Here is a 25,710-nt window from a genome sequence, read left to right as displayed (position 1 = left end):
ACCCAAAGAAAGAGATGCTGGCGTGTCCAGCACGCACGTTGTTAATGATGTAGCCGTGATAAAGAGGTCGTAATGCCAGGCAGCACCTTGTTCAAAGCGTTTGTTTTGTTTATCGCCCTTTGGGCTCCCGTCACACAGGCCGATTCCGGTTGGCAACCTGTCAAGGAAACAATCCGTAAGAGCGATAAGGACACCCGTCAGTATCAGGCGATTCGTCTTGATAACGGGATGACCGTACTGCTGGTTTCCGATCCTCAGGCGGTGAAATCGCTCTCCGCGCTGGTTGTGCCGGTGGGTTCGCTGGAAGATCCTGACGCCCATCCGGGACTGGCGCACTACCTTGAGCACATGACGCTGATGGGCTCTAAAAAATACCCACAGCCTGACAGCCTGTCCGAATTTCTGAAAATGCATGGCGGCAGCCACAACGCCAGTACCGCGCCGTATCGCACCGCGTTTTACCTGGAAGTGGAAAATGATGCGCTTGATGGGGCGGTGGACCGTCTGGCGGATGCCATCGCCGCACCGCTGCTGGATAAAAAATACGCTGACCGTGAACGTAATGCCGTGAACGCCGAACTGACGATGGCGCGCACGCGAGACGGTATGCGCATGGCGCAGGTTAGTGCTGAAACCATCAATCCGGCGCACCCGGGTTCGCGCTTCTCAGGCGGCAACCTTGAAACGCTGAGCGACAAGCCAGGTAGCCCGGTGCTCGATGCGCTGCATGCGTTTCGTGAAAAATACTATTCCGCCAATCTGATGAAAGCGGTTATCTACAGCAATAAACCGTTGCCGACGCTGGCAAACATGGCCGCGCAGACCTACGGCAGGGTGCCAAATAAAAATATCGATCTGCCGCAGATTAACGTGCCGGTTGTCACGGACGCGCAAAAAGGCATTGTTATTCACTATGTGCCGGCCTTGCCGCGCAAGGTGTTACGCGTTGAATTCCGTATTGATAACAACACGGCGCAGTTCCGCAGCAAAACCGACGAGCTGGTGACTTATCTTATCGGCAACCGCAGCCCGGGTACGCTCTCCGACTGGCTGCAAAAGCAGGGGCTGGTGGAAGGTATTCGCGCTGACTCCGATCCCGTTGTAAATGGGAATAGCGGCGTGCTGGCCATCTCCGCGACGCTGACCGATAAAGGGCTGGCTCACCGGAACGACGTCGTTGCGGCCATTTTCAGTTATCTCTCTCTGCTGCGCGACAAAGGCGTCGATAAACGCTACTTTGACGAGCTGGCGCATGTGCTGGATCTCGATTTCCGCTATCCCTCTATCACGCGTGATATGGACTACGTTGAGTGGCTGGCAGATACCATGATCCGCGTGCCGGTGGAACATACGCTGGATGCGGTAAATATTGCCGACCAGTTTGACGCCGGAGCGCTCAAAGCGCGTCTGGCGATGATGACTCCGCAGAATGCCCGCGTCTGGTATATCAGCCCGAACGAACCGCATAACAAAATGGCCTACTTCGTTGATGCCCCGTATCAGGTTGAAAAAATCAGCGAACAGACCTTCGCGGGCTGGCAGAAAAAGGCGGGGGAAATTGCGCTGAAGTTACCGGAGCTTAACCCCTACATCCCGGACGATTTCTCGCTGATCAAACCCGCAAAGGCGTATCCGCACCCGGAGCTGATTGTTGATGAGCCGACGCTGCGCGTGGTCTACACCCCAAGCCGCTATTTCGCCGACGAGCCAAAAGCGGATGTCAGCGTGGTGCTGCGTAACCCCAAAGCAATGGACAGCGCCAGAAACCAGGTGCTGTTTGCGCTTAATGATTATCTGGCCGGTATTGCCCTCGATCAGCTCAGCAACCAGGCTGCCGTTGGTGGTATCAGTTTCTCCACCAACGCCAATAACGGCCTGATGGTGAATGCCAACGGCTATACCCAGCGTTTGCCGCAGCTGTTCCAGGCGCTGCTGGACGGTTATTTCAGCTATACGCCTACGGAAGAACAGCTCGAGCAGGCTAAGTCCTGGTATGCCCAGATGATGGATTCTGCCGAGAAGGGTAAAGCCTACGATCAGGCGATTATGCCAGCACAGATGCTGTCGCAAATTCCGTACTTCCAGCGCGAAGATCGCCGCGCGATATTGCCCTCAGTCACCTTAAAAGAGGTGCTGGCTTACCGTGATGCGCTGAAAACCAATACCCGTCCGGAGTTCCTGGTTGTAGGGAATATGAGCGAAGATCAGGCTAAAACGCTGGCGCAAAACGTCCGTGCGCAACTGGGTTCAAAAGGCGATGAGTGGTGCCGTAACCAGGATGTGCTGGTAGAGAAAAAGCAGAACGTGATCTTCGAAAAAGCGGGAAGCAGCACGGATTCCGCGCTGGCCGCGGTGTTTGTCCCTGTCGGTTATGACGAATTTACCAGCTCTGCCCAGAGTGCTGTGCTTGGTCAAATTATTCAGCCGTGGTTTTACAACCAGCTGCGCACCGAAGAGCAGCTGGGCTATGCGGTGTTCGCTTTCTCCATGAATGTGGGCCGTCAGTGGGGGCTGGGCTTCCTTCTGCAAAGCAGTGACAAGCAACCCGCTTACCTGTGGCAGCGTTATCAGGCGTTCTTCCCGCAGGCGGAAGCAAAACTGCGCGCCATGAAGCCGGAAGAGTTTGCCCAAATCCAGCAGGCGGTTATCGCCCAGGTGATGCAACCGCCGCAGACGCTGGGTGAAGAGGCCTCGCAGCTGAGCAAAGATTTTGATCGCGGTAATATGAAATTTGATTCGCGTGATAAAATAGTGGCCGAAATAAAACAGCTGACGCCACAAAAGGTTGCCGATTTCTTCCATCAGGCGGTAGTAAAACCGCAGGGTATGGCCATCCTGTCTCAGGTTTCTGGCAGCCAGAACGGGAAAACGGACTACGTAAAATCAAAAGAGTGGACCGTCTGGAAGAGCGTCAGCGCGCTGCAACAAACAATGCCCTGGAGTAAGAAAGAATGACCCATACCGCTGAGCCGCTTGATCCCCTAAGTTTACCTCTACAGGGTGAGCGACTGATTGAAGCCTCAGCGGGAACGGGAAAAACCTATACCATCGCCGCGCTCTATCTGCGTCTGCTGTTGGGGCTCGGCGGCAACGCCGCTTTTTCGCGCCCGTTAAGCGTGGAAGAGCTGCTGGTGGTAACCTTCACCGAAGCGGCCACTGCCGAGCTGCGTGGCCGTATTCGCAGCAACATTCATGAGCTGCGCATTGCCTGTCTGCGTCAGACGACGGATAACCCCCTCTACGCGAGCCTGCTGGACGAGATTGCGGATAAGCAACAGGCCGCGCAATGGCTGCTGCTGGCCGAACGGCAAATGGATGAAGCGTCCGTCTTCACCATTCACGGTTTTTGTCAGCGCATGCTGAGCCTGAATGCGTTTGAATCCGGCATGCTCTTTGAGCAGCAGCTTATTGAAGATGAATCCGAGCTTCGCTATCAGGCCTGTGCGGATTTCTGGCGTCGACACTGTTATCCGTTGCAGCGCGACATTGCCGAAGCGGTTCACGCCCTGTGGAAAGGTCCGGAAGAGCTTCTTCGCGCCATCGACCGTTACCTGCAAGGCGAGGCGCCGGTCATTAAATCTCCTCCGCCTGCCGATGAAACGCTGGCCTCGCGCCATGAAAATATCGTCGCCAAAATTGCCGCGCTTAAGCAGAAGTGGAATGAGTCGGTCGGTGAAATTGATGCAATCATCGAAAACTCAGGCATCGACAGACGCAAGTTCAACCGTGGGAACCAGGGGAAGTGGATCGAAAAGATCAGCGCCTGGGCCCAGGAGGAGACGCGGGGCTACCAGCTTCCGGACGCACTGGAAAAATTTTCGCAGCGCTTTTTGACCGAGCGAACCAAAGCCGACGGCATTGTGCCTGAGCATCCCCTGTTTGTGGCGATTGAAGCGCTGCTTGCGGAGCCATTAACGCTCAATGACCTGATGATCACCCGCGCCATGACGGAGATCCGCCAGGCCGTCGCGCGCGAAAAACGTCGCCGGGGCGAGCTGGGGTTTGATGACATGCTGAGCCGCCTGGACGAAGCCCTGTCCAGCGAGAATGGTGAAGCGCTCGCCAGCGCGATCCGTACCCGTTTTCCGGTGGCGATGATTGACGAATTTCAGGACACCGACCCCCAGCAGTACCGCATTTTTCGCCGCATCTGGCGACAGCAGCCCGACACTGCCCTGTTGTTGATTGGCGACCCTAAACAGGCGATTTACGCCTTCCGTGGGGCAGATATCTTCACCTATATGAAAGCCCGTAGTGAAGTTGTCGCGCATTACACGTTAGACACCAACTGGCGTTCCGCTCCGGGGATGGTTGAGAGCGTCAATGCGCTGTTCAGCCGTATGGAGACGGCGTTCATGTTCAAGGAAATCCCTTTTCTGCCGGTGAAATCCGCCCCAAAAAACGCATCCCTGCGCTTCGAAGTCAGTGGCGCGGAGCAGCCCGCCATGACCTTCTGGCTGCTTGAAGGGGAAGGCTATGGCGTTGCTGATTATCAGGCGGCGATGGCCCAGCACTGCGCCGCGCAAATCCGTGACTGGCTGAGCGCAGGCAACCGCGGCGAGGCGCTGCTGTGGAAGGGGGAACAGGCAAATCCTGTTAAAGCCTCTGATATTACCGTGCTGGTGCGCAGTCGTCAGGAAGCGGCGTTAATCCGCGATGCGCTAACATTGCTGGATATTCCGTCAGTGTATCTCTCTAACCGTGACAGCGTGTTCGACACGCTGGAAGCCCAGGAAATGCTCTGGCTGCTTCAGGCGGTACTGGCGCCGGAGCGCGAAAATACGCTTCGAAGCGCGCTGGCCAGCTCTATGCTGGGGTTGAACGCGCGCGATATTGATGAGCTCAACCATGACGAAAACGCATGGGATGCGGTGGTTGAAGAGTTTGTCCATTACCGTGAACGCTGGCAAAAACGCGGCGTCATGGCGATGCTGCGCGAATTGATGACGCGGCGTCAGATTGCCGAAAATATGCTGGCGTCATCCGGCGGTGAAAGGCGTCTTACCGATATTTTACACATTAGCGAACTGTTGCAGGAAGCCGGCACCCAGCTTGAAAGTGAACATGCCCTCGTGCGCTGGCTGGCGCAGCAAATCGCGGATCCAAACAGTAACGCCTCAAGCCAGCAGATGCGTCTTGAGAGCGATAAGCATCTGGTGCAAATCGTCACCATTCACAAATCGAAAGGTCTCGAGTATCCGCTGGTCTGGCTGCCCTTTATCGCGAACTACCGCGTTCAGGATCAGGCCTATTATCATGACCGCGAGACTTTCGATGCGGTGCTCGATCTCAGCAAGGCGGAAACCAGCGTTGAGCTGGCGGAAGCGGAGCGTCTGGCGGAGGATTTGCGCCTGCTTTACGTGGCGCTGACCCGTTCTGTCTGGCATTGCAGCCTGGGCGTCGCGCCGATTTTCCGCCGTCGCGGGGAGAAAACAGGGGAGAGCGATTTCCATTTAAGCGCCTTAGGGCGGCTTATTCAGCGTGGTGAGCCGAAAGATGCGGCGGGGTTGCGCCTCTGTATTGAGTCGCTTTGCGGTGACGATATCGCCCTGCATATCCCCTCCCTGCCAGACAACAGCCGCTGGGAAATGGCGCAAGAGCCCGCGACCGATCTTAACGCGCGCCAGATCACACGGGTGCTTGCCGACGACTGGCGCGTCACCAGCTACTCTGGCCTGCAACAGCACGGGCAAAGTATTGCGCAGGATCTCATGCCGAAGCTGGACGTGGATGCCGCAGGGGTAGGCGATGTTCCGGTTGAACCGACGTTAACTCCGCATCAGTTCCCACGCGGCGCGTCGCCGGGCACCTTTTTGCACAGCCTTTTTGAAGAGCTTGATTTCACCCAGCCTGTCAGTGAGGAGTGGGTGCTGAAGATGTTGCAGAGCGGAGGCTATGACGCGCACTGGCAGCCCGTTCTCACTGACTGGATCAACGCCATTTTGCAAGCGCCGCTGACGGCGCAGGGCTTCTCTCTTCGCCAGTTAACGGCCAAAAATAAGCAGGTTGAGATGGAGTTTTATCTGCCCGTCGCAGGCCCGCTTAAGGCCGACGCGCTCGATGCGCTTATCCGTCAGTACGATCCGCTGTCAGCCGGTTGCCCGCCGCTGAACTTCCGTCAGGTGCAGGGCATGCTGAAAGGGTTTATCGACCTGGTCTTCCGTCACGAAGGACGGTACTACCTGCTGGATTACAAATCAAACTGGCTGGGCGAGAACAGCGAAGCCTATACCCAGCAGGCGATGGCGGCCGCCATGCAAATGCATCGCTACGATCTGCAATATCAGCTCTATACCCTGGCGCTGCACCGCTATTTGCGCCACCGTATTGCGGATTACCGCTACGACGATCATTTTGGCGGTGTCATCTACCTGTTCCTGCGCGGGGTTGATGCTGCCGATCCGCGCTCCGGGATCTTCAGCACTCGTCCGGATGCGGAATTGATTAATAAAATGGATAACCTGTTTGCAGCAAACACGGAGGAGATGGCATGACGATGCAGGACTTATTGCTGGATGCGGTAGAGCAACGCGTGCTGCGTCAGCTGGACGTGCAGTTTGCCATGATGATTGCCGCTGACCAGCCCGCCGTGATGCTTGCCGCTGCCCTGTTGAGTAAAGATGCCGGAGAGGGGCATGTGTGTCTGCCGCTCTCGCGTCTGGTGGTTGACGAGAAAATGCCGCCTGTCCTCCAGTCCTGCTTTGCGCTGCTGGGAGATAAGGTGGACTGGCAGAAAATCTTGCGGGAATCGTCAGCCGTTGGGCCGGGAGACAACCAGGCACCGCTGATCCTGACGGGGGAGCGCTTATACCTGAACCGCCTGTGGCGAAATGAACTGACGGTAGCGCGTTTCTTTAGTGAGACCAATGCGCCGCTTCCCTGCGACGAAGCACAGCTTCGCCAGACGCTGGACAGGCTGTTTGACTCCGGTGAGGACACAGACTGGCAGAAAGTGGCGGCGGCCGTCGCCCTGACGCGGCGGATCTCGGTGATATCCGGCGGCCCGGGAACGGGGAAAACAACGACCGTCGCAAAGCTGCTGGCAGCCCTGATACAGCTTTCAGGAGAGCAGCGATGCCGTATTCGTCTGGCGGCGCCCACCGGGAAGGCTGCGGCGCGTCTGACCGAATCACTGGGCGGCGCGATGCAACAGCTGCCGCTCACTCAGGAGCAGCTTGCGCTTTTCCCGGGTGAAGCAAGTACTCTGCACCGTCTGCTCGGCGCGCAGCCGGGTAGCCAGCGGCTGCGCTACCATGCGGGTAATCCGCTGCATCTGGACGTGCTGGTGGTGGATGAAGCCTCCATGATCGACCTGACCATGATGTCGCGCCTGATTGATGCTCTGCCACCCCATGCGCGGGTGGTTTTCCTGGGCGATCGCGACCAGCTCGCCTCTGTAGAAGCCGGGGCGGTGCTGGGAGATATCTGTACCTACGCCAGTTACGGTTATACCGCCGCGCGGGCGCAGGAGCTCGCCCGTCTGACCGGCTGCTCGCTTGAACCCGATCACACGCCGATCGCGGGCGCACTGCGTGACAGCCTGTGCCTGCTGCAAAAAAGCTACCGTTTCGGTAGCGACTCCGGCATCGGCCAGCTGGCTGCGGCGGTCAACCGTGGCGACAGGCACGCCACGCGCACGGTGTTTGACGGTACCTTCACTGACATTGAAAAGAAATCGCTGCAAAGCGGGGAAGAGTATCAGGCTATGCTTGAGGAGGCTCTCCAGGGATACCAGCATTTTCTGAGCTGCGTGCAGCAGCGCAGTCAGCCCGGACAGGTCATCGCCGCATTTGGCGAATACCAGCTTCTGTGCGCATTGCGGGAAGGGCCGTTTGGCGTCACGGGCCTGAACGACAGGCTGGAGCAGTTGCTGGTGCAGAAACGCAAAATTAACCGTCAGCTGCATTCGCGATGGTATGAAGGCCGGCCAGTGATGATCTCCCGCAACGATAGTGCGCTGGGGCTGTTCAACGGGGATATCGGCATTGCGCTCGATCGCGGTAACGGTCTGCGCGTCTGGTTCCAGCTACCGGACGGTAGCGTGAAGTCCGTCCAGCCCAGCCGCCTGCCAGAGCATGAAACGGCATGGGCGATGACGGTACATAAATCTCAGGGCTCCGAGTTCAACCATGCGGCGCTGATCCTGCCGACACAGCTGTCGCCGGTAGTGACCCGCGAACTGGTCTACACAGCCATTACCCGTGCGCGCCAGCGCCTGTCGCTATATGCGGATGAGCGCGTGTTGAGCCAGGCTATTGCCACCCGTACCGAGCGCAGAAGCGGATTAAGCGCGATATTTGAATCTGTCTGAGTGAACGCCCTCTCCAACAGGAGAGGGTGACTGTTATCCCAGGTCCGCCATTAACACCTTCGAGCGGCGCTGGTAGTTGTACATCTCTTTCTTACTTTCCGGCAGGGAATCAATATCCACCGGCGTGAAGCCGCGCTCCTGGAACCAGTGAATGCTGCGCGTGGTGAGCACGAACAGCTTGCTCAGACCCATCTGGCGCGCCTGTGCCGCCACGCGTTCAAGCAGCAGTTCCCCCCGCGAGGAGCTACGGTAATCCGGGTGCACGGCAACGCACGCCATTTCGCCAATCTGCTCTTCCGGGAACGGATAAAGCGCCGCACAGGCAATGGTCAGGTTATCGCGCTGAATGATGGTGAACTTGTCGATCTCCATCTCCAGCTGCTCCCGGGAGCGGCGAACCAGAATGCCCTGTTGTTCCAGCGGACGGATCAGCTCCAGAATGCCGCCGATATCGTTGATGGTGGCACGGCGGATCTGCTCGGCGCTCTCCATGACGATCTGCGTACCGATCCCGTCCCGGGAGAACAGTTCCTGCAACAGCGCACCGTCTTCCTGATAGCTGATCAGGTGGCTGCGGCGCACCCCGCTGCGGCACGCTTTAACGGCGCCGCGCAGAAAACGCACGGTACCGGAATAGTAATCGCCTTCTGCTTCCAGCGCTTCCACGCGCGCCTGGGCTTCATTCGGAAAAAGTTCTGGCACAATTACGCCCTCATCGTTCACGACACCCTGCGAGGAGCAAAAGCCGATCATTTTTTCCGCTTTCAGCTTGATGGCCAGCTGGGTGGCAATCTCTTCTGAGGTCAGATTAAAACTTTCACCCGTTACGGAGACGGCAACGGGCCCCATCAGGACGATCGCGCCATTGTCTAACTGGCGGTGAATGGCGTCTTCATCAATACGGCGGATGCGGCCGCTGTGGCAGTAATCCACGCCATCGTCCACGCCGAGCGGCTGAGCAATGATAAAGTTGCCGCTCACCACGTTAATGTGCGCGCCCTGCAACGGCGTATTATTCAGGCTCATCGACAGGCGGGCGGTGATATCGAGCTGCAACAGACCCGCCGCCTGTTTGACCAGTTCGAGGGTTTTCGCATCCGTCACGCGCGTGTGTTTGTGGTAGATCGGCTCATGGTGATGGGCGGCCAGGTTGGCTTCGATTTGCGGACGTGCGCCATACACCACCACCAGACGGATGCCGAGGCTGTGCAGCAGGCCGATATCATTGACGATGCTGGAAAAGTTTTCATGCTCAATGGCTTCGCCGCCAAGCATGATGACAAACGTTTTTCCCCGATGGGTGTTGATATAGGGAACAGAATGGCGGAATCCCTGGACCAGTTCGGTTCTGCGTTCCTTAACCATGACACAACCCTTAGTGAATGTTTATTCGTAATTTATGTATTTTTATTCGATCGTGGCCGCGTGTGCAAGCCTAAATTTTCTGCGACCCACAGAAAATAATAAGTAATCCGTGCGTTAACGTATGATTGTTTACCCTTTTATAGATGACAGTTTATGCGTCATTCGTTAAAGTTTTCGGTCAATTTGGGCGTTTTGTTCATCAATCAGATTTCTTGCTCGGGAGAAGCATGTCGGGATCCAATTCAGCAATAAGCCGCCGCCGCCTGTTAAAAGGGGCCGGGGCGATGTGGTTGCTTAGCGTCAGCCAGGTGGGTCTTGCCGCCACAAGCCAGGTAGTCGCGGTGCGCGTCTGGCCGTCGTCGACCTATACGCGCGTGACGGTCGAGTCCAATCGCGTGCTGAAATACAAGCAATTTGCCCTCAGCAATCCTGAACGTGTGGTGGTTGATCTCGAAGGTGTGAACCTCAACTCCGTGCTTAAAGGCATGGCAGCACAAATCCGTGGCGACGATCCGTTTATCAAATCGGCGCGCGTCGGGCAGTTCGATCCGCAAACCGTGCGCATGGTGTTTGAGCTGAAGCAGAACGTGAAACCGCAGCTCTTTGCCCTTGCGCCTGTTGCCGCCTTTAAGGAGCGTCTGGTGATGGATCTCTATCCGGCGAATGCGACGGATATTCAGGATCCGCTCCTGGCATTACTTGAGGATTACAACAAAGGCGATCTCGACAGCCAGGTTCCGCCAGCGCAAAGTGGTCCAAAGCCTGGCAAGGCGGGGCGCGATCGCCCGATTGTGATCATGCTCGATCCTGGCCACGGCGGAGAAGATTCCGGCGCCGTCGGGAAATATCGCACCCGCGAAAAAGATGTGGTGCTGCAAATTGCCCGTCGTCTGAAGGCGTTGATCGACAAAGAGGGCAATATGCGCGCCTATATGACGCGCAACGAAGATGTCTTTATTCCGCTGAAGGTCCGCGTGGCAAAAGCGCAAAAGCAGCGCGCGGATCTGTTTGTCTCTATTCATGCGGATGCCTTCACCAGCCGCCAGCCGAGCGGATCCTCAGTGTTTGCCCTGTCAACAAAAGGGGCGACCAGCACCGCGGCGAGATACCTGGCGGACACGCAGAACGCCTCGGATTTAATCGGTGGTGTGAGCAAAAGTGGCGACCGTTACGTCGACCATACGATGTTTGATATGGTGCAGTCGCTGACTATTACCGACAGCCTGAAGTTTGGTAAAGCGGTGCTGGGCAAACTGGGCCGGGTCAACAAGCTGCACAAAAACAGCGTCGAGCAGGCCGGATTTGCGGTACTGAAAGCGCCGGATATTCCTTCCATTCTGGTCGAAACCGCGTTTATCAGTAACGTGGAAGAGGAACGTAAGCTCAAGACGGCTAAATTCCAGCAGGAAGTGGCGGAGTCGATTCTGGCGGGGATCCGGGCCTACTTCTCAGACGGGGAAACGCTGGCGCGGCGGGGGTAGGGCATTAAGCCGGGTATCATGCCCGGCATTTTCACAAACGCCAGATACAAAAAAACACCCTTCAGGGTGTTTATTGTTTTAAGAAGTGTTGGTTGCGGGGGCCGGATTTGAACCGACGACCTTCGGGTTATGAGCCCGACGAGCTACCAGGCTGCTCCACCCCGCGTCCGTCTTTTTGCTTCGTATTTCAAACCACATCTGCGTTGACTTTCCTCGTTCACCTCAGTCACTTACTGGAGTAAGCTCCTAAGGATTCACTGCGTCGTCGCCTCGCTGTGATTCGAACTACTTCGCAAAAACTTCTACAGTCGTAGAAGATACTTCATCAAATTTTAATTGGTTGCGGGGGCCGGATTTGAACCGACGACCTTCGGGTTATGAGCCCGACGAGCTACCAGGCTGCTCCACCCCGCGTCCGTGGAAGCGCACTATACTCGGATAGGTTTGTGATGCAACCCCTTTTTCACATAATTCATTATTTTGTATGCAAAATGAACGGCAAAAGCCACTTTGGACTATTTTTTGTGCAGAATTTGCCAAAGGGAAGGCGATTGCATTTCATTAACACGGTGGGTTTGTTATCTTCATCTCGCGGAATTGGGCAACTAAAAGACGAGATATAATGAAAGGACGTTGGGCGAAGTATCTGATGACAGGCGCAATGGTGGCGATTCTTGCGGCCTGCTCTTCCAAACCGACCGATCGCGGTCAACAGTATAAAGACGGGAAGTTATCCCAGCCTTTCTCTTTAGTTAACCAGCCCGATGCCGTGGGTGCTCCAATCAATGCCGGGGATTTCTCCGAGCAGGTGTACCAGATCCGCAAAGCGTCGCCGCGCCTGTATGGCGCACAGAACAACGTTTATAGTGCCGTGCAGGACTGGCTGCGTGCAGGCGGTGATACCCGCAATATGCGCCAGTTTGGTATCGATGCCTGGCAGATGGAGGGGGCGGATAACTACGGTAACGTCCAGTTTACCGGTTACTACACCCCGGTTGTCCAGGCGCGACACACGCGCCAGGGCGAGTTCCAGTATCCCATTTACCGTATGCCGCCGAAACGCGGTCGTCTACCGTCCCGCGCCGAGATCTACGCCGGCGCGCTGAGCGAAAATTATGTTCTGGCCTACAGCAACTCGCTGATGGACAACTTCATTATGGACGTGCAGGGCAGTGGCTATATTGATTTTGGCGACGGCTCGCCGCTGAACTTCTTTAGCTATGCCGGTAAAAATGGCCATGCCTATCGCAGCATCGGTAAGGTGCTGATCGACCGTGGCGAAGTGAAACGAGAAGATATGTCGATGCAGGCTATCCGCGAGTGGGGCGAAAAGCACAGCGAAGCGGAAGTGCGTGAGCTGCTTGAGCAGAACCCATCGTTTGTCTTCTTCAAACCGCAGAACTTTGCGCCGGTGAAAGGGGCGAGCGCCGTCCCGCTGATTGGCCGCGCTTCTGTGGCATCGGATCGTTCGATTATTCCGGCGGGTACCACTCTGCTGGCGGAAGTTCCACTCCTCGACAACAACGGCAAATTCAACGGCAAGTATGAATTACGCCTGATGGTGGCGCTGGACGTGGGTGGGGCGATTAAAGGCCAGCACTTCGACATTTATCAGGGCATCGGCCCGGATGCCGGCCATCGTGCAGGCTGGTATAACCACTACGGACGCGTGTGGGTGCTGAAGACAGCGCCGGGTACCGGAAACGTATTCAGCGGCTGATTGTGGTATTCTGAGCGCAAGACGGATTACGGTTCAGGGTGAGGAATACCTCACCCTTTTTACATCTGAGGTTTTATGTCTGTGGTAATCAGCGATGCCTGGCGCCAGCGTTTCGGCGGCACGGCACGGTTATATGGTGAAAAAGCCCTGCAACTGTTCGCGGATGCGCATGTCTGCGTGGTGGGCATTGGTGGCGTGGGTTCGTGGGCGGCAGAAGCGCTGGCGAGAACCGGCATTGGCGCAATTACGTTGATTGATATGGATGATGTCTGCGTGACTAACACTAACCGTCAGATCCACGCCCTGCGTGATAACGTCGGTCTGGCGAAGTCCGAGGTGATGGCGGAGCGTATTCGTCTCATCAACCCGGAGTGCCGGGTGACGGTGATCGACGACTTTGTGACGGCAGATAACGTCGCGGAGTACATGAGCAAAGGCTACAGCTATGTGATTGACGCCATCGACAGCGTGCGGCCAAAAGCGGCGCTGATCGCTTACTGTCGTCGTTACAAGGTGCCGCTGGTCACGACCGGCGGCGCGGGCGGGCAAATCGATCCGACGCAGATCCAGGTGGCGGATCTGGCGAAAACCATTCAGGATCCGCTGGCTGCCAAGCTGCGTGAACGCCTGAAGAGCGACTTCAATGTGGTGAAGAACAGCAAGGGCAAGCTGGGCGTCGACTGCGTGTTCTCCACCGAAGCGCTGGTCTACCCGCAGGCGGATGGTTCAGTTTGTGCGATGAAAAGCACGGCGGAAGGGCCAAAGCGGATGGATTGTGCCTCTGGGTTTGGAGCGGCCACCATGGTGACCGCCTCCTTCGGCTTTGTGGCGGTCTCTCACGCCCTGAAGAAGATGATGGCGAAGGCGGAACGTCAGGCCTGAGCCTGACGGGCGGCATCCAGCACCGCGTCGTTTAGCGCAATCAGTCCCTGACCGCGCGAGGCGCTAAGCTGCGCGCGAAGCCCCAGCTCATCAAACAGCGCCAGCGGAGAATGCGCCAGCAGCTCTGCGGCGCTTTTCCCTTCGATTGCGGTCAACAGCACCGCCAGCAGACCGCGAACAATGCGTCCCTCGCTGTCGCCGAAGAAATGCAGTTTCTCACCGGATACGCTAAACCCAAGCCAGACGCGGTTCTCGCAGCCTGCGATCTCCTTCGCCTGTAATTTCAGCTCGTCTGACAGTGCAGGCAACTGTTTGCCCAGCAGGATCAGCTGACGATATTTATCTTCCCACTGCGTGAGCGGGACAAAGGTCTGTTTTAACGTCTCTTCAGTAATAACGGTGCCGAACGGGTGTCCGGCTAAAGCTGAACTTGTCATTAATCCACCAGTAATTCCAGGGCGCGGTCGACGGCGGAAACCAGCGCATCGACGTCACTTTTTGTATTGTACGGTGCAAACGAGGCGCGCAGAGTACCGCTCACGCCAATAGCCGCCAGCAGCGGCTGGGCGCAGTGCTGTCCGGCACGCAGGGCAATGCCGTATCCGGCAAGTAGCGTTACCATGTCGCTATGGTGCACGCCCGCGAAATCAAAGGCGAGCAGGCTGGAGTCCTGCACGCGGAACGAGCGAAAACCCGGACGTTTTTTCAGTTCTTCTTCCGCCAGCGTCGCCAGACCCCGGCTCCAGCTTTCAGCCTGAACCACGTCCGTTTCTGTGAGCCATTCGAGCGCCGCGCTCAGGCCAATAACCCCGGCCACGTTCGGTGTACCGGCTTCCAGGCGGTAGGGCACATCCTGCGTTTTAAAACCGTCGAAGGTGACTTCGGTAATCATCTTGCCGCCGCCGAGCCACGGCGTCATCCGGGCCAGCAGTTCAGGTTTGCCGTACAGCGCGCCGATACCGGTTGGCCCGTACAATTTGTGCCCTGAGAAGGCATAGAAGTCGATATCCAGCGCCTGCACATCAGCCGGAAAATGCACCACACCCTGCGCACCGTCGACCATCACCACCACGCCGCTGGCATGGGCAATCTCAATGGCACGCGCCAGATCCGGACAGCCGCCGGTGACGTTGGACATCTGCCCCAGCGCCAGAATACGGCTGCGCGGCGTAATCAGCTCAGGCAGACGCGCCACGTCAGGCAGGAAGTCCGCACCCAACGGGAGCTTTACAACCTGTGCCCCGGTTTGTTCGGCCACCATTAGCCAGGGCACCAGGTTGGCGTGGTGTTCCGCCTCGCTGACGATGATCTCATCCCCGGGCTGCAACAGCGGACGCGCGTAACATTGCGCCACCATGTTAATGGCCTCGGTGGTGCCCCGCGTCCAGACGATGTTCTTACCGCTGTCAGAATTGATCAGGCGCGCGACCTGATCCCGTGCGGCTTCGTATTGCGCCGTTAAGCGCTGCGCATCGGCATACTGGCTGCGGTGCACGTTCCCGGCGCTCAGGCTGTAAAACTGGCGGGTTGCCTCAATCACCGCCTGCGGTTTAAGGGCCGTGGCAGCGCTATCAAGATAAATGCCGGCATCGGCCAGCGCGGGAAACTGTGCGCGAAACTGCGCAGGACTGAAAGCGTTCATGGAATTCCTCATATCGATTCTACGATCGTCGCGCAAATTCATCGGCAGGGCAAGGAAGTTGATATCTATCAGATTTGTCTGCTTATCCTGGCGAGTCTGAAAAAGCAGGTTATGCTAAATAGTGTTAGGCGGATGTTTTAGCCTGTTATAAATCGAGGTTTGAATAGCATTAATTGCTAAAGGAGATAATCATGAAAAAGACAGCTGCAATCATTTCTGCCTGTGCGTTGACCTTTGCCCTGAGCGCCTGTTCTGGAAATAACTACGTAATGCATACCAACGATGGTCGATCTATCGTCTCTGAAGGGAAACCGACAACCGATAATGATACCGGGATGATTTCATACAAAGATGCTAACGGGAACAAACAGCAGATCAATCGCACTGACGTGAAAGAGATGAAGGAAATCGAGCATTAACAGTTAGATAAGCGAAAAAAAAGCACCGCAAGTTGGCGGTGCTACATTAATCACTATGGACAGACAGGGTAAATGTACAGGAAGTGAAAAATTGGTAGCGTTGCTACCGTGGTCTGAATCGCAGACCAATTGCAAACACAACAACACAACATCACAACCGTAAGCCAAAAGCCCTTCAGAACACGCATTCCAAAAAAAGCTTTTCGTTCCGGCTCAGGAAGTGCCGCCACTATAGGTATTTGCTGGTAGTTCCTCAACGGACAAATTATAATGGCTCAGATAAAAAAAACTAATAGGTTAAACGTTGTTTCCTATATGTTAAATCTCGTTAACATCTAAGCCAGATAACCATGTCCAAGCGATTGCCACCCCTTAATGCATTACGTGTTTTTGATGCAGCAGCACGCCACCTCAGCTTCACCCGCGCAGCCGATGAGCTTTTTGTGACACAGGCCGCAGTAAGTCATCAAATCAAGTCTCTGGAGGATTTTCTGGGGCTTAAGCTGTTCCGTCGACGCAACCGTTCGTTGCTGTTGACCGAAGAGGGGCAGAGCTATTTTCAGGATATTAAAGAGATTTTTTCCCAGCTGACGGAAGCCACTCGCAAGCTTCAGGCCCGGAGCGCAAAAGGCGCCCTGACTGTGAGTTTATTGCCCAGTTTTGCCATTCAGTGGCTGGTGCCGCGACTCTCAAGCTTTAACTCAACTTATCCGGGAATCGATGTCCGAATCCAGGCGGTGGACCGTCAGGAAGACAAGCTTGCAGATGATGTGGACGTGGCGATTTTTTACGGTCGCGGTAACTGGCCGGGCTTGCGTGTGGAAAAATTATACGCAGAATATCTGTTGCCGGTCTGTTCACCGCTGCTGCTGACGGGGGATAAAGCGCTCAAAACGCCCGCCGATCTGGCGCAACATACGCTTTTGCACGATGCGTCGCGTCGCGACTGGCAAACTTATACCCGCCAGTTAGGTCTTAATCATATAAACGTGCAGCAGGGGCCCATTTTTAGCCACAGCGCGATGGTGCTACAGGCTGCCATTCACGGGCAGGGCGTGGCGTTGGCAAACAACGTTATGGCGCAGTCCGAAATTGAGGCAGGCCGTCTGGTTTGCCCATTTAACGATGTACTGGTCAGCAAGAATGCATTTTATCTGGTTTGTCATGACAGTCAGGCAGAACTGGGTAAAATAGCCGCTTTCCGGCAGTGGATACTGGCGAAAGCGGCAAGCGAGCAAGAAAAATTCCGCTTCAGGTATGAACAATAACGTTTGTGTGCCGGGCACGCATCAATTCAGGACTTAAACATGACCAGCCGATTCATGCTGATTTTCGCCGCGGTGAGTGGCTTTATTTTTGTAGCTCTGGGCGCGTTTGGCGCGCATGTCTTAAGCAAATCTCTGGGCGTTGTGGAGATGGGGTGGATCCAGACCGGCCTTGAATATCAGGCGTTCCACACGCTGGCAATTTTTGGGCTGGCGGTGGCGATGCAGCGCCGCATCAGCATCTGGTTTTACTGGAGCAGCGTCTTTCTGGCGCTGGGTACCGTACTGTTCAGCGGCAGTCTTTACTGTCTGGCGCTGTCGCATTTACGCCTGTGGGCGTTTGTTACACCTGTCGGCGGCGTCAGCTTCCTGGCGGGTTGGGTGTTAATGTTTATCGGAGCTATCCGTCTGAAACGCAAGGGCGTTGTTCATGAATAAGGTTGTTTTATATTGTCGCCCGGGGTTTGAGAAAGAGTGCGCCGCGGAAATCACCGATAAAGCGGCGAAGCGTGAAGTCTTTGGATTCGCTCGCGTCAAAGAGAACGCGGGCTATGTGGTATTTGAATGCTATCAGCCTGATGATGCCGACAAGCTGGCGCGCGAACTGCCGTTCAGCTCATTGATTTTCGCCCGTCAGATGTTTGTCGCGGGTGAACTGCTGAAAGATCTTCCGCCGGAAGATCGCATCAAGCCGATTGTTGGCCTGTTGCAGGGCGTGGTGGAGAAGGGCGGCGATTTGCGCGTGGAAGTGGCCGACACCAACGAAAGCAAAGAGCTGATGAAGTTCTGCCGTAAGTTCACCGTGCCGCTGCGCGCGGCGCTGCGTGATGCGGGTGTGCTGACAAACTACGAAACGCCAAAGCGCCCAGTCGTGCATATCTTCTTTATTGCGCCAGGATGTTGTTACGCAGGCTACTCGTATACCACCAATAACTCGCCGTTCTTTATGGGGATCCCGCGTCTGCGCTTCCCGGCAGATGCGCCGAGCCGTTCAACCCTCAAGCTGGAGGAGGCGTTTCACGTCTTTATCCCGGCGGACGAGTGGGACGAACGGCTGGCAAACGGCATGTATGCCGTCGACCTTGGCGCGTGCCCGGGCGGCTGGACCTATCAGCTGGTGAAACGCAACATGTGGGTATCGTCCGTTGATAACGGCCCAATGGCGCAAAGCCTGATGGACACCGGACAGGTCACCTGGCTGCGTGAAGACGGTTTCCGCTATCGCCCGAACCGCAACAACATCTCCTGGATGGTGTGCGACATGGTTGAGAAACCGGCGAAAGTGGCCGCGCTGATGGCCTCCTGGCTGGTGAACGGCTGGTGTCGCGAGACCATTTTCAACCTCAAGCTGCCGATGAAAAAGCGCTATGAGGAGGTGTCGCAGAACCTGGCCTACATTCAGCAGCAGCTGGATGAACACGGGATTAACGCGGAAATCCAGGCGCGTCAGCTTTATCACGACCGCGAAGAAGTGACGGTGCATATCCGTCGCTGGTGGGCGGCCGTGGGGGGGCGTCGCGACGAGCGATAACGTTTGTAACGCCCGGTGGCGCTGCGCTTACCGGGCCTACAAAATCGTGTAGTTGTTTTAACGCTCTAACCTTAACTGCTGTAAATTCCCGTCCAGTTGTAAATCCGTCTGTAGCGTCGCCACCTCCCGGCAGATAAACGCCATTTCTTTATGCGCCTCCAGCTTTTTGCGCCATTTATCCGGCACCTCGTTCAGCCGGGCGTACATCCCTTCCAGACTCTGAAACTCCGTCAGCAGCTGTGCGGCGCTTTTGGGTCCAATACCGGCGACACCCGGCACTTTAGAGCTGCTGATCCCCGCCAGCCCCCAGTAATCCGGCAGTTGCTCAGGCGATACGCCAAACTCGCTGGCAATGAACGGCGCGTCCAGCCAGCGTTTTTGAAAATAGTCGCGAATACGGATAGTGGGGGAGAGCAGCTGGCAGTAGCCTTTGTCGGTTGAAACGATAGTCGCCTGATGTCCGGCGCTCGCGACTTTAACCGCCAGCGTTGCGGCTAAATCGTCAGCCTCATTACCGTGGGCGCCCCAGCACGGAACGCCGCGCTGCTCAAAGGCCGCGCGGATAGCGGGCATTTCTGCGTGCAGATCGTCCGGCATCGGCGCACGCCCGGCTTTGTAGTCCGGCAGGCGCTGGTGCCGCCAGCCCGTGTTGCGGGCTTCGTCATCAAAAACCGCGACCGCATGGGTGGGTTCACTGTGGCGGATAAGCTGCTCCAGCGCGTGTAAACAGGTGTCCTTGCAGGGTGTGCCCTGTACCGCATGAATACGGCGAATCAGGTTAAGAGCATCGACGATAAGCAAATGAACGGCCACAGATAATCTCCCTTCTGTCTAATGGGTGAAGGGTAACACTGAGCGCAGCATGAAACTATGAATGGTGGGGAAAACAGGAAGAAGCCTCGCAAAACGAGGCTTCCTGAGAGGCTTAATCGCAGGTGACGATCTTCATCGCCAGGCCACCGCGGGAGGTTTCGCGGTATTTGGCGTTCATATCTTTGCCGGTTTCGTACATGGTTTCGATAACCTTGTCGAGGCAGACGCGCGGTTCGCTGGTACGACGCAGCGCCATACGGGCCGCGTTCACTGCTTTCACCGAGGCGATGGCGTTACGTTCGATGCATGGCACCTGGACCTGTCCGCCGACCGGATCGCAGGTCAGCCCCAGGTTATGTTCCATGCCGATTTCCGCCGCGATACAAACCTGCGCAGGGCTTGCGCCCAGCAATTCGGCCAGACCCGCCGCCGCCATAGAGCAGGCTACGCCCACTTCACCCTGACAGCCTACTTCCGCGCCAGAAATTGAGGCGTTCATCTTGTACAGTGAGCCAATCGCACTGGCGACCAGCAGGTAGCGTGCAAGTGAGTTTGCGTTCACTTCACGGATAAACTTGTCGTAATACGCCAGGACCGCCGGAACAATGCCGCACGCCCCGTTGGTTGGTGCGGTGACGACGCGGCCGCCCGCGGCGTTCTCTTCGTTCACCGCCAGCGCGAACATGTTGATCCAGTCGACGACGGCCATCGGATCGGTGGTGGTTTTGTCGGCGCTGACCAGCATGCGGCGCAGCGCAGCCGCACGACGCGGAACACGCAGTTTACCCGGCAGCACGCCTTCGGTGGTGATCCCGCGCTCAATGCCGCTGCGCATCACTTCCCAGACGTTAGCGAAGTGCTGTTCCAGTTCCTCTTTGCTGTGCAGGGCCAGCTCGTTTTTCATCATCAGGCCGGAGAGAGAAAGCCCTGTCTCCTGGCAGTGACGCTGTAAGTCGGCCGCGTTTTTGTAAGGGTACGGCACATCAACAGCAGAATTGGTGCTTTGACCAAAATGGTCCTCGTCGACGATAAACCCGCCGCCGATGGAGTAATACGTCTGGCTGTAAACCGCTTTGTCGCCGGCCAGCGCGGTAATGCGCATGCCATTTTCGTGCAGCGACAGGTTATCCGCATGGAAATTCATGCAGTGATCAACCGGGAATTCAACCTCATGCTCGCCGTTCGCCAGCAGCAAACGACCGTGGGTGTTCACGTCCTGGATAAAGCCAGGTATTGCATCAATATCAACGGTATCCGGCAGATTACCCGCCAGCCCCATGATAATGGCAATATCGGTATGGTGGCCTTTACCGGTCAGGGAAAGGGAACCATATACATCGACAACCACGCGGGTGATGTCGTGCAAAATGCCGCGTGCAATCAAGTCATCCGTGAATTGTTTACCGGCTTTCATTGGTCCGACGGTGTGAGAGCTGGAAGGACCAATACCGATTTTGAAGATATCGAATACGCTAATCATGATGCGTCCATTGCTTCAGTCAGAGGGGAGAAGTGCGCCGTCCGCAGACGGCGCAGGAGGTATTAGCTGAACAGCGAGTAGAAAATAGCGGAGATGGCAATCAGGCCCATCACAACAACGAACACGTTGCTGATATGGCCGCTGTATTTGCGCATCGCAGGCACTTTCTGAATCGCGTACATCGGCATCAGGAACAGGATCATCGCGATAATCGGGCCGCCCAGGGTTTCAATCATGCCCAGAATGCTTGGGTTCAGGGTGGCTACCGCCCAGGTGGTCACCAGCATGAACAGTGCAGTGATTTTGTTCAGACGGTTGATTTCAATGGTCTTGCCTTTACCACGCAGAGATTTAATCACCATGCCGTTGAAGCCTTCACGTGCGCCCAGGTAGTGGCCCAGGAAGGATTTGGTGATGGCGATAATCGCGATGATCGGCGCCATCCACGCAATCAGCGGTGCGTTAAAGTGGTTTGCCAGGTAAGACAGAATAGAGATGTTCTGCTCTTTCGCCGCCGCCAGATCCGCCGGGGAGAGGCTCAGCACGCAGCTGAACACGAAGAACATTACGGTCAGTACCATCATGATGTGCGCGCGAGCCAGGATGCTGGAGCACTTCTTCTCTGCGCCATTGCCGTACTCTTCACGCTTCGCTACTGCGAAGGAAGAGATGATTGGCGAGTGGTTGAAGGAGAATACCATCACCGGGATCGCCAGCCACAGGGTCAGCAGCAGACCGTTGCCGGTCGTGGATGCGCTGCTCAGAGACAGGGTTTCCAGCGCAGCGCCGTTCCACTGTGGGATCAGGTACAGAGCCAGCACCATCAGAGCCGCAACAAACGGGAACACCAGCACGCTCATCGCTTTCACAATCATCTGCTCGCCGAAGCGCACGATGGTCATCATACCGACGATCAGGATCAGGGACAGAATCGCACGCGGCGGCGGGGTCATCTGAAGCTGGTGCATCATAAAGCTTTCAACGGTGTTGGTAATAGCAACGCTGTACACCAGCAGAATCGGGTAAATCGCGAAGAAGTAGAGCAGGGTAATCAGCTTACCTGCGCCGACGCCGAAGTGTTCTTCAACGACTTCAGTGATGTCTTCGCCCGGATTTTTACCGGACAGCACGAAGCGGGTCAGGCCGCGGTGTGCAAAGAAGGTCATCGGGAAAGCGATGAGGGCCATGATGATCAGCGGGATCATACCGCCGACACCTGCGTTGATAGGAAGGAACAGTACACCAGCGCCGATTGCTGTGCCGTACAGGCCAAGCATCCACATGGTATCCGTTTTGCGCCAACCGCTTCGGGATTCAATCGAAGCAACGGTGCTGGTTTGAGTGGTTTCCATCTGTATCTCCTGGAGGAAGCAAATTGTCAGGTTTTTAGTCAAATCCGATGAAAAAGTGCCTGACGGTAATATGAAATTCGTTCAGTGACGGTTTTTTAATAATTTTTGCCCGTAACTATTGGCGGGCGGAAAGATACATTCTAGTTATGAATCTATCAGTGATCGCGATCCCAAATGCAATAATCCACTTGTGATGTGGGTATCTTTAGACCATTTATCTGTTAAAAAAACATCAAAGAGAATTTACGGGCGCGAAGGCTACCATTAACGACATGTTTTCGAAAAGGTCGACCCGCGAGATAGGTGTCTTTCGCTGTAAAGAAATGGGATTTTAGGATTTTCTGGCGGGTAATTTCGATTAAGGCTGATTATTTACGGTTTCAAAATCGAGGTAATCGTTTGCGCAGGCGTCAGATTTGTTAATAACATTGAAGATCGCTATGAATTGCATCACTAATAAAAAAGCCGGATGACGATCCGGCTTGAGAGGAAAGAAATGTCGCTTTACTTGATGATTTCGTAACACGGAATATAGGCAGAGCCTGGAAGCTTCATGCGGTGCTGAGCGACAAAGCCCTGCAACATGTCATCCATGCGGCGCATCATCTCCGGGTCACCGTGGATCTTATACGGCCCGAACTCTTCAATTGCGCGGATCCCTACCTCTTTCACGTTCCCCGCCACGATGCCAGAGAAGGCGCGACGCAGGTCGGCAGCCAGCACTTCCACCGGCTGATCCGGATAGAGTTTGAGGTTCGCCATGTTCTCATGCGACGGCTCGAAGGGTATCTGAAGATCCGGTGCGATACGGATGGACCAGTTAAAACTGTAGGCATCCCCGGTATCACGACGATTCTCTTTCACCAGCGGCATCGCTTTTTTCATCTGACGGGCCACTTCTGCGGCATCGTCAATAATAATGCGGTAGTGACGGCGCGCATCTTCGCCCAGCGTATGCACGATAAACTCGTCCAGCACGCGGAAGTAGTCGGCGCTCTCTTTCGGGCCGGTCAGGATCAGCGGCAGAACCTGATCTTTGTTGGCCGGGTTCATCAGGATCCCCAGCAGATAAAGCAGCTCTTCCGCCGTGCCTACGCCGCCCGGGAAGATGATGATGCCGTGCGCGATACGGACAAACGCCTCAAGACGTTTTTCGATATCCGGCATAATAATCAGTTCGTTAACCAGCGGGTTAGGCGGCTCAGCGGCGATGATCGATGGCTCGGTCATGCCGATAAAACGGCCTTCTTTATAGCGTTGCTGTGCGTGTCCTACTGCCGCGCCTTTCATCGGCGCTTCCATCGCGCCAGGACCGCAACCGGTACAGATATTCAGTTCGCGCAGGCCGAGCTGCGTCCCTACGCGGCGGGCATACAGGTATTCGGTTTCGTTAATGGAGTGACCGCCCCAGCAGACGACCATGTTCGGCGCTTCGCCCACGTGCAGGGCACGGGCGTTACGCAGAATGGAGAAGACCAGGTTGGTGATATGAACGGAACTTTCCAGGTCAAGATGCTGGAAACGTCCGGCATTGCTGATCTGTCCGTTAACAAACAGAATGTCGCGCAGCACGGCAAACAGGTTTGCCTGAAGTGAGCGAATAATACGCCCGTCGACAAAAGCGTCTTCCGGCGGGTTGATCACTTCGAGCTTCACCCCGCGCTCGCGGCGCAGCACGTTGATATCAAAACTTTCGAAGCGGGACAGCAGCTCTTTACTGTTGTCGGTCAGGCTTCCGGAGTTCAGTACGGCAAGTGAACAGTTACGAAACAGTTGATAAAGGTCGCTACTGGCGGTGCGTTTAAGCATGTCCACTTCCAGTTGCGACAACATATCCATAGAGCCAAGCGGGCTAATATGTGTAATCAAGTGAGCTCCTTATGGGACGATTATCGTCTTTCCCTGTTGATTACAATAGCCCTGGCTTATGACGTTTCACAACACTTCGGGCGGAATACCGCCCGCATATTGTGAAAATATTTATCTTACTGGCGCACAAGTCGTCCGGTGGCAGGCACAAAATCGGTATTGGTGCGCCACGGGTTGATATCCAGACCGCCGCGACGGGTGTAGCGGGCGTAAACGCTCAACTTTTCGGGCTGGCAGAAACGCTGGATGTCGTTGAAGATGCGCTCCACGCACTGCTCGTGGAATTCGTTGTGATGACGGAATGACACCAGGTAACGCAGCAGCTTTTCACGGTCAATCTGCGGGCCGCGGTACTGGATCTGTACCGAGCCCCAGTCCGGCTGATGGGTGATAAGGCAGTTGGATTTCAGCAGATGGCTAACCAGCGTCTCGTTGACCACTTTTCCGCCCGCCGCGTTTTCCAGGTAGTCGCTGCTAAATTCATAGCTTTCCACCTCAATGTCCTGATCGTCGATGCAGGTGCCGTGGAAATGGGCGATGGGCTGACCTTCCAGCTCATGCAGACGGTATAACGAGACGGTTACGTTCCCCTGCGCGCACGCGCTTAAATCACGTTCAAGCGTCTGTTGCACCTCGTCCCAGCTGTTAAATTTGGTCTGGTTAAAGCTGTTGAGATAGAGCTTAAAGCTCTTGGATTCGACCAGGTTTACGCTGGCGTAATCCAGCTCGACGTGGCCCACGGCCACCTGCGGCAGACCGCGCGCATTCAGCCAGGAGAGTTCGTACAGCGTCCAGATGTCGCCGCCGACAAACGGCAGCGCGTCAGCGTGCAGCCCGAGCGGATCGCGGTTCAGACTACGCGGCACGCCCTGCAATAGGCTTGCATCGTAGGTGTCGCGGTAATCGGTCGATTTTCCCAGCGTTAAGCCCGTTAACGCCTGATGATTTTCGTAAGACATGTTTCATAGCCACTTTACAGGTACACTTATGGGCTGAGTTTATCCTGTCTTACAAGAAGAGAGAAATCGGTGGATATCGAAACTGCAAATGCCCTGACGTCCTTCACGACCCGCTATTGCGATGCCTGGCATGAAAAGCGGGGGACGTGGCCGCAAAGTACTGACTTATATGGCGTGCCGTCACCGTGCATTATCGCTTCGCAGGATGATTACGTTATCTGGCAACCGAAACCGTTCATGGGCGAGCAGAATGTAAATGCGGTTGAACGCGCGATGGACCTTGTGATACAACCTGCGCTTCATGCATTTTATACCACGCAGTTTGCCGGGGATATGACTGCATGTTTTGCAGGACAGCCGCTGACGCTGCTGCAAACCTGGAGCGAAGACGATCTGCAACGCGTTCAGGAAAACCTCATTGGTCACCTGGTCACGCAAAAACGGCTTAAGCTCTCTCCGACTCTCTTTATTGCGACGCTCGACAGTGAACTGGACGTCATTTCTGTCTGCAACCTGTCTGGCGAGGTCATTAAAGAGACGCTCGGCACCCGCAATCGCGACGTTCTCGCGCCTTCACTTGCGGATTTCCTTATCCGAATTGAGCCGCTTCTGTAATCCATG

Annotated in this window: 19 protein-coding genes and 2 tRNA genes; 11 read left to right on the top strand and 10 right to left on the bottom strand. The window is 55.8% G+C overall.

All coding sequences use genetic code 11. From position 1 onward, the window contains the following. Positions 1-72: 72 nt before the first annotated feature. The 3 genes from ptrA to recD are packed head-to-tail and all read left to right on the top strand — an operon-like array spanning position 73 to position 8,311. Entirely contained in the window at positions 73-2,955 is a 2,883-nt protein-coding gene (gene ptrA / locus SK47_RS17445; protein ID WP_032610060.1) for a pitrilysin, read from the top strand. Then, on the top strand, positions 2,952-6,494 hold the full coding sequence (gene recB / locus SK47_RS17440; protein ID WP_048244857.1) for an exodeoxyribonuclease V subunit beta: 3,543 nt from the start codon (positions 2,952-2,954) through the stop codon (positions 6,492-6,494). The genes ptrA and recB overlap by 4 nt, the downstream gene beginning before the upstream one ends. Continuing rightward, the gene (gene recD / locus SK47_RS17435) at positions 6,491-8,311 is read left to right on the top strand and encodes an exodeoxyribonuclease V subunit alpha (protein ID WP_023323692.1); all 1,821 of its coding nucleotides are present in this window, start codon (positions 6,491-6,493) and stop codon (positions 8,309-8,311) included. Before recB ends, recD begins: the two co-directional genes overlap by 4 nt. 33 nt (positions 8,312-8,344) lie before the next feature. Here recD and argA read toward each other — a convergent pair whose 3' ends face one another. Continuing rightward, the gene (gene argA, locus SK47_RS17430) at positions 8,345-9,676 is read right to left on the bottom strand and encodes an amino-acid N-acetyltransferase (protein ID WP_003862767.1); all 1,332 of its coding nucleotides are present in this window, start codon (positions 9,674-9,676) and stop codon (positions 8,345-8,347) included. Positions 9,677-9,903: 227 nt separating this feature from the next. Between argA and amiC the strand changes: the two genes are divergently transcribed. After that, entirely contained in the window at positions 9,904-11,157 is a 1,254-nt protein-coding gene (amiC, locus tag SK47_RS17425) for an N-acetylmuramoyl-L-alanine amidase AmiC (protein ID WP_003862766.1), read from the top strand. 89 nt (positions 11,158-11,246) lie between these two features. Here the strand turns inward: amiC and SK47_RS17420 are convergent. After that, positions 11,247-11,323, bottom strand: a tRNA-Met gene (locus SK47_RS17420). Positions 11,324-11,494: 171 nt separating this feature from the next. Then, a tRNA-Met gene (locus SK47_RS17415) sits at positions 11,495-11,571 on the bottom strand. A gap of 208 nt (positions 11,572-11,779) precedes the next feature. Here SK47_RS17415 and mltA point away from each other — a divergent pair. Next, positions 11,780-12,877, top strand: coding sequence for a murein transglycosylase A (gene mltA, locus SK47_RS17410; RefSeq protein ID WP_003862765.1), 1,098 nt, complete (start codon positions 11,780-11,782; stop codon positions 12,875-12,877). Between the two features lie 75 nt (positions 12,878-12,952). After that, positions 12,953-13,759: a tRNA cyclic N6-threonylcarbamoyladenosine(37) synthase TcdA gene (tcdA, locus tag SK47_RS17405; RefSeq protein WP_006811804.1), complete on the top strand. Its 807-nt coding sequence runs from the start codon at positions 12,953-12,955 to the stop codon at positions 13,757-13,759. Here the strand turns inward: tcdA and csdE are convergent. Both csdE and csdA read right to left on the bottom strand, forming a co-directional pair. Then, positions 13,750-14,196, bottom strand: coding sequence for a cysteine desulfurase sulfur acceptor subunit CsdE (gene csdE, locus SK47_RS17400; RefSeq protein ID WP_003862762.1), 447 nt, complete (start codon positions 14,194-14,196; stop codon positions 13,750-13,752). The two genes, tcdA and csdE, sit on opposite strands and share 10 nt — an antisense overlap. Beyond that, a complete protein-coding gene (gene csdA / locus SK47_RS17395) occupies positions 14,196-15,401 on the bottom strand; it encodes a cysteine desulfurase CsdA (RefSeq protein WP_048244855.1) in 1,206 nt (401 codons plus the stop codon). The genes csdE and csdA overlap by 1 nt, the downstream gene beginning before the upstream one ends. Before the next feature lie 191 nt (positions 15,402-15,592). On the opposite strand from csdA, the gene SK47_RS17390 reads away from it, so the two are divergent. From SK47_RS17390 to rlmM, 4 genes are all read left to right on the top strand, one after another. Further along, entirely contained in the window at positions 15,593-15,820 is a 228-nt protein-coding gene (locus SK47_RS17390) for a YgdI/YgdR family lipoprotein (RefSeq protein ID WP_003862759.1), read from the top strand. 350 nt (positions 15,821-16,170) lie between these two features. Then, positions 16,171-17,088 (top strand): glycine cleavage system transcriptional regulator GcvA, encoded by a 918-nt coding sequence (gene gcvA, locus SK47_RS17385; protein ID WP_003862758.1) that lies wholly within the window; start codon positions 16,171-16,173, stop codon positions 17,086-17,088. Between the two features lie 39 nt (positions 17,089-17,127). Beyond that, entirely contained in the window at positions 17,128-17,523 is a 396-nt protein-coding gene (locus SK47_RS17380; protein ID WP_003862756.1) for a DUF423 domain-containing protein, read from the top strand. Next, entirely contained in the window at positions 17,516-18,616 is a 1,101-nt protein-coding gene (gene rlmM, locus SK47_RS17375; RefSeq protein WP_048244852.1) for a 23S rRNA (cytidine(2498)-2'-O)-methyltransferase RlmM, read from the top strand. The genes SK47_RS17380 and rlmM overlap by 8 nt, the downstream gene beginning before the upstream one ends. A 57-nt stretch (positions 18,617-18,673) precedes the next feature. Here the strand turns inward: rlmM and xni are convergent, their stop codons facing one another. From xni to queF, 5 genes are all read right to left on the bottom strand, one after another. Continuing rightward, positions 18,674-19,429, bottom strand: coding sequence for a flap endonuclease Xni (xni, locus tag SK47_RS17370; protein WP_003862753.1), 756 nt, complete (start codon positions 19,427-19,429; stop codon positions 18,674-18,676). 112 nt (positions 19,430-19,541) lie between these two features. Beyond that, positions 19,542-20,909, bottom strand: a complete 1,368-nt coding sequence (locus SK47_RS17365) for an L-serine ammonia-lyase (protein ID WP_003862751.1) — start codon at positions 20,907-20,909, stop codon at positions 19,542-19,544. A gap of 62 nt (positions 20,910-20,971) precedes the next feature. Beyond that, positions 20,972-22,261 carry an HAAAP family serine/threonine permease gene (locus SK47_RS17360; RefSeq protein ID WP_003862749.1) on the bottom strand — a complete coding sequence of 430 codons (1,290 nt, stop codon included), beginning with the start codon at positions 22,259-22,261 and terminating at the stop codon, positions 20,972-20,974. A 504-nt stretch (positions 22,262-22,765) separates the two neighbouring features. Then, entirely contained in the window at positions 22,766-24,130 is a 1,365-nt protein-coding gene (gene ppnN, locus SK47_RS17355) for a nucleotide 5'-monophosphate nucleosidase PpnN (protein ID WP_003862748.1), read from the bottom strand. A gap of 116 nt (positions 24,131-24,246) precedes the next feature. Next, entirely contained in the window at positions 24,247-25,089 is an 843-nt protein-coding gene (queF, locus tag SK47_RS17350; protein ID WP_023323687.1) for an NADPH-dependent 7-cyano-7-deazaguanine reductase QueF, read from the bottom strand. A 69-nt stretch (positions 25,090-25,158) separates the two neighbouring features. Here queF and syd point away from each other — a divergent pair, with 69 nt between their 5' ends. Beyond that, entirely contained in the window at positions 25,159-25,704 is a 546-nt protein-coding gene (gene syd, locus SK47_RS17345) for a SecY-interacting protein (protein ID WP_048244850.1), read from the top strand. Positions 25,705-25,710: the final 6 nt, after the last annotated feature.

Source organism: Enterobacter sp. BWH52 (genome assembly GCF_001037565.1).
In the GTDB taxonomy this organism is placed as follows: Bacteria; Pseudomonadota; Gammaproteobacteria; order Enterobacterales; family Enterobacteriaceae; genus Enterobacter; species Enterobacter hormaechei_C.
This window is presented reverse-complemented; position numbering and strand designations above follow the sequence as displayed.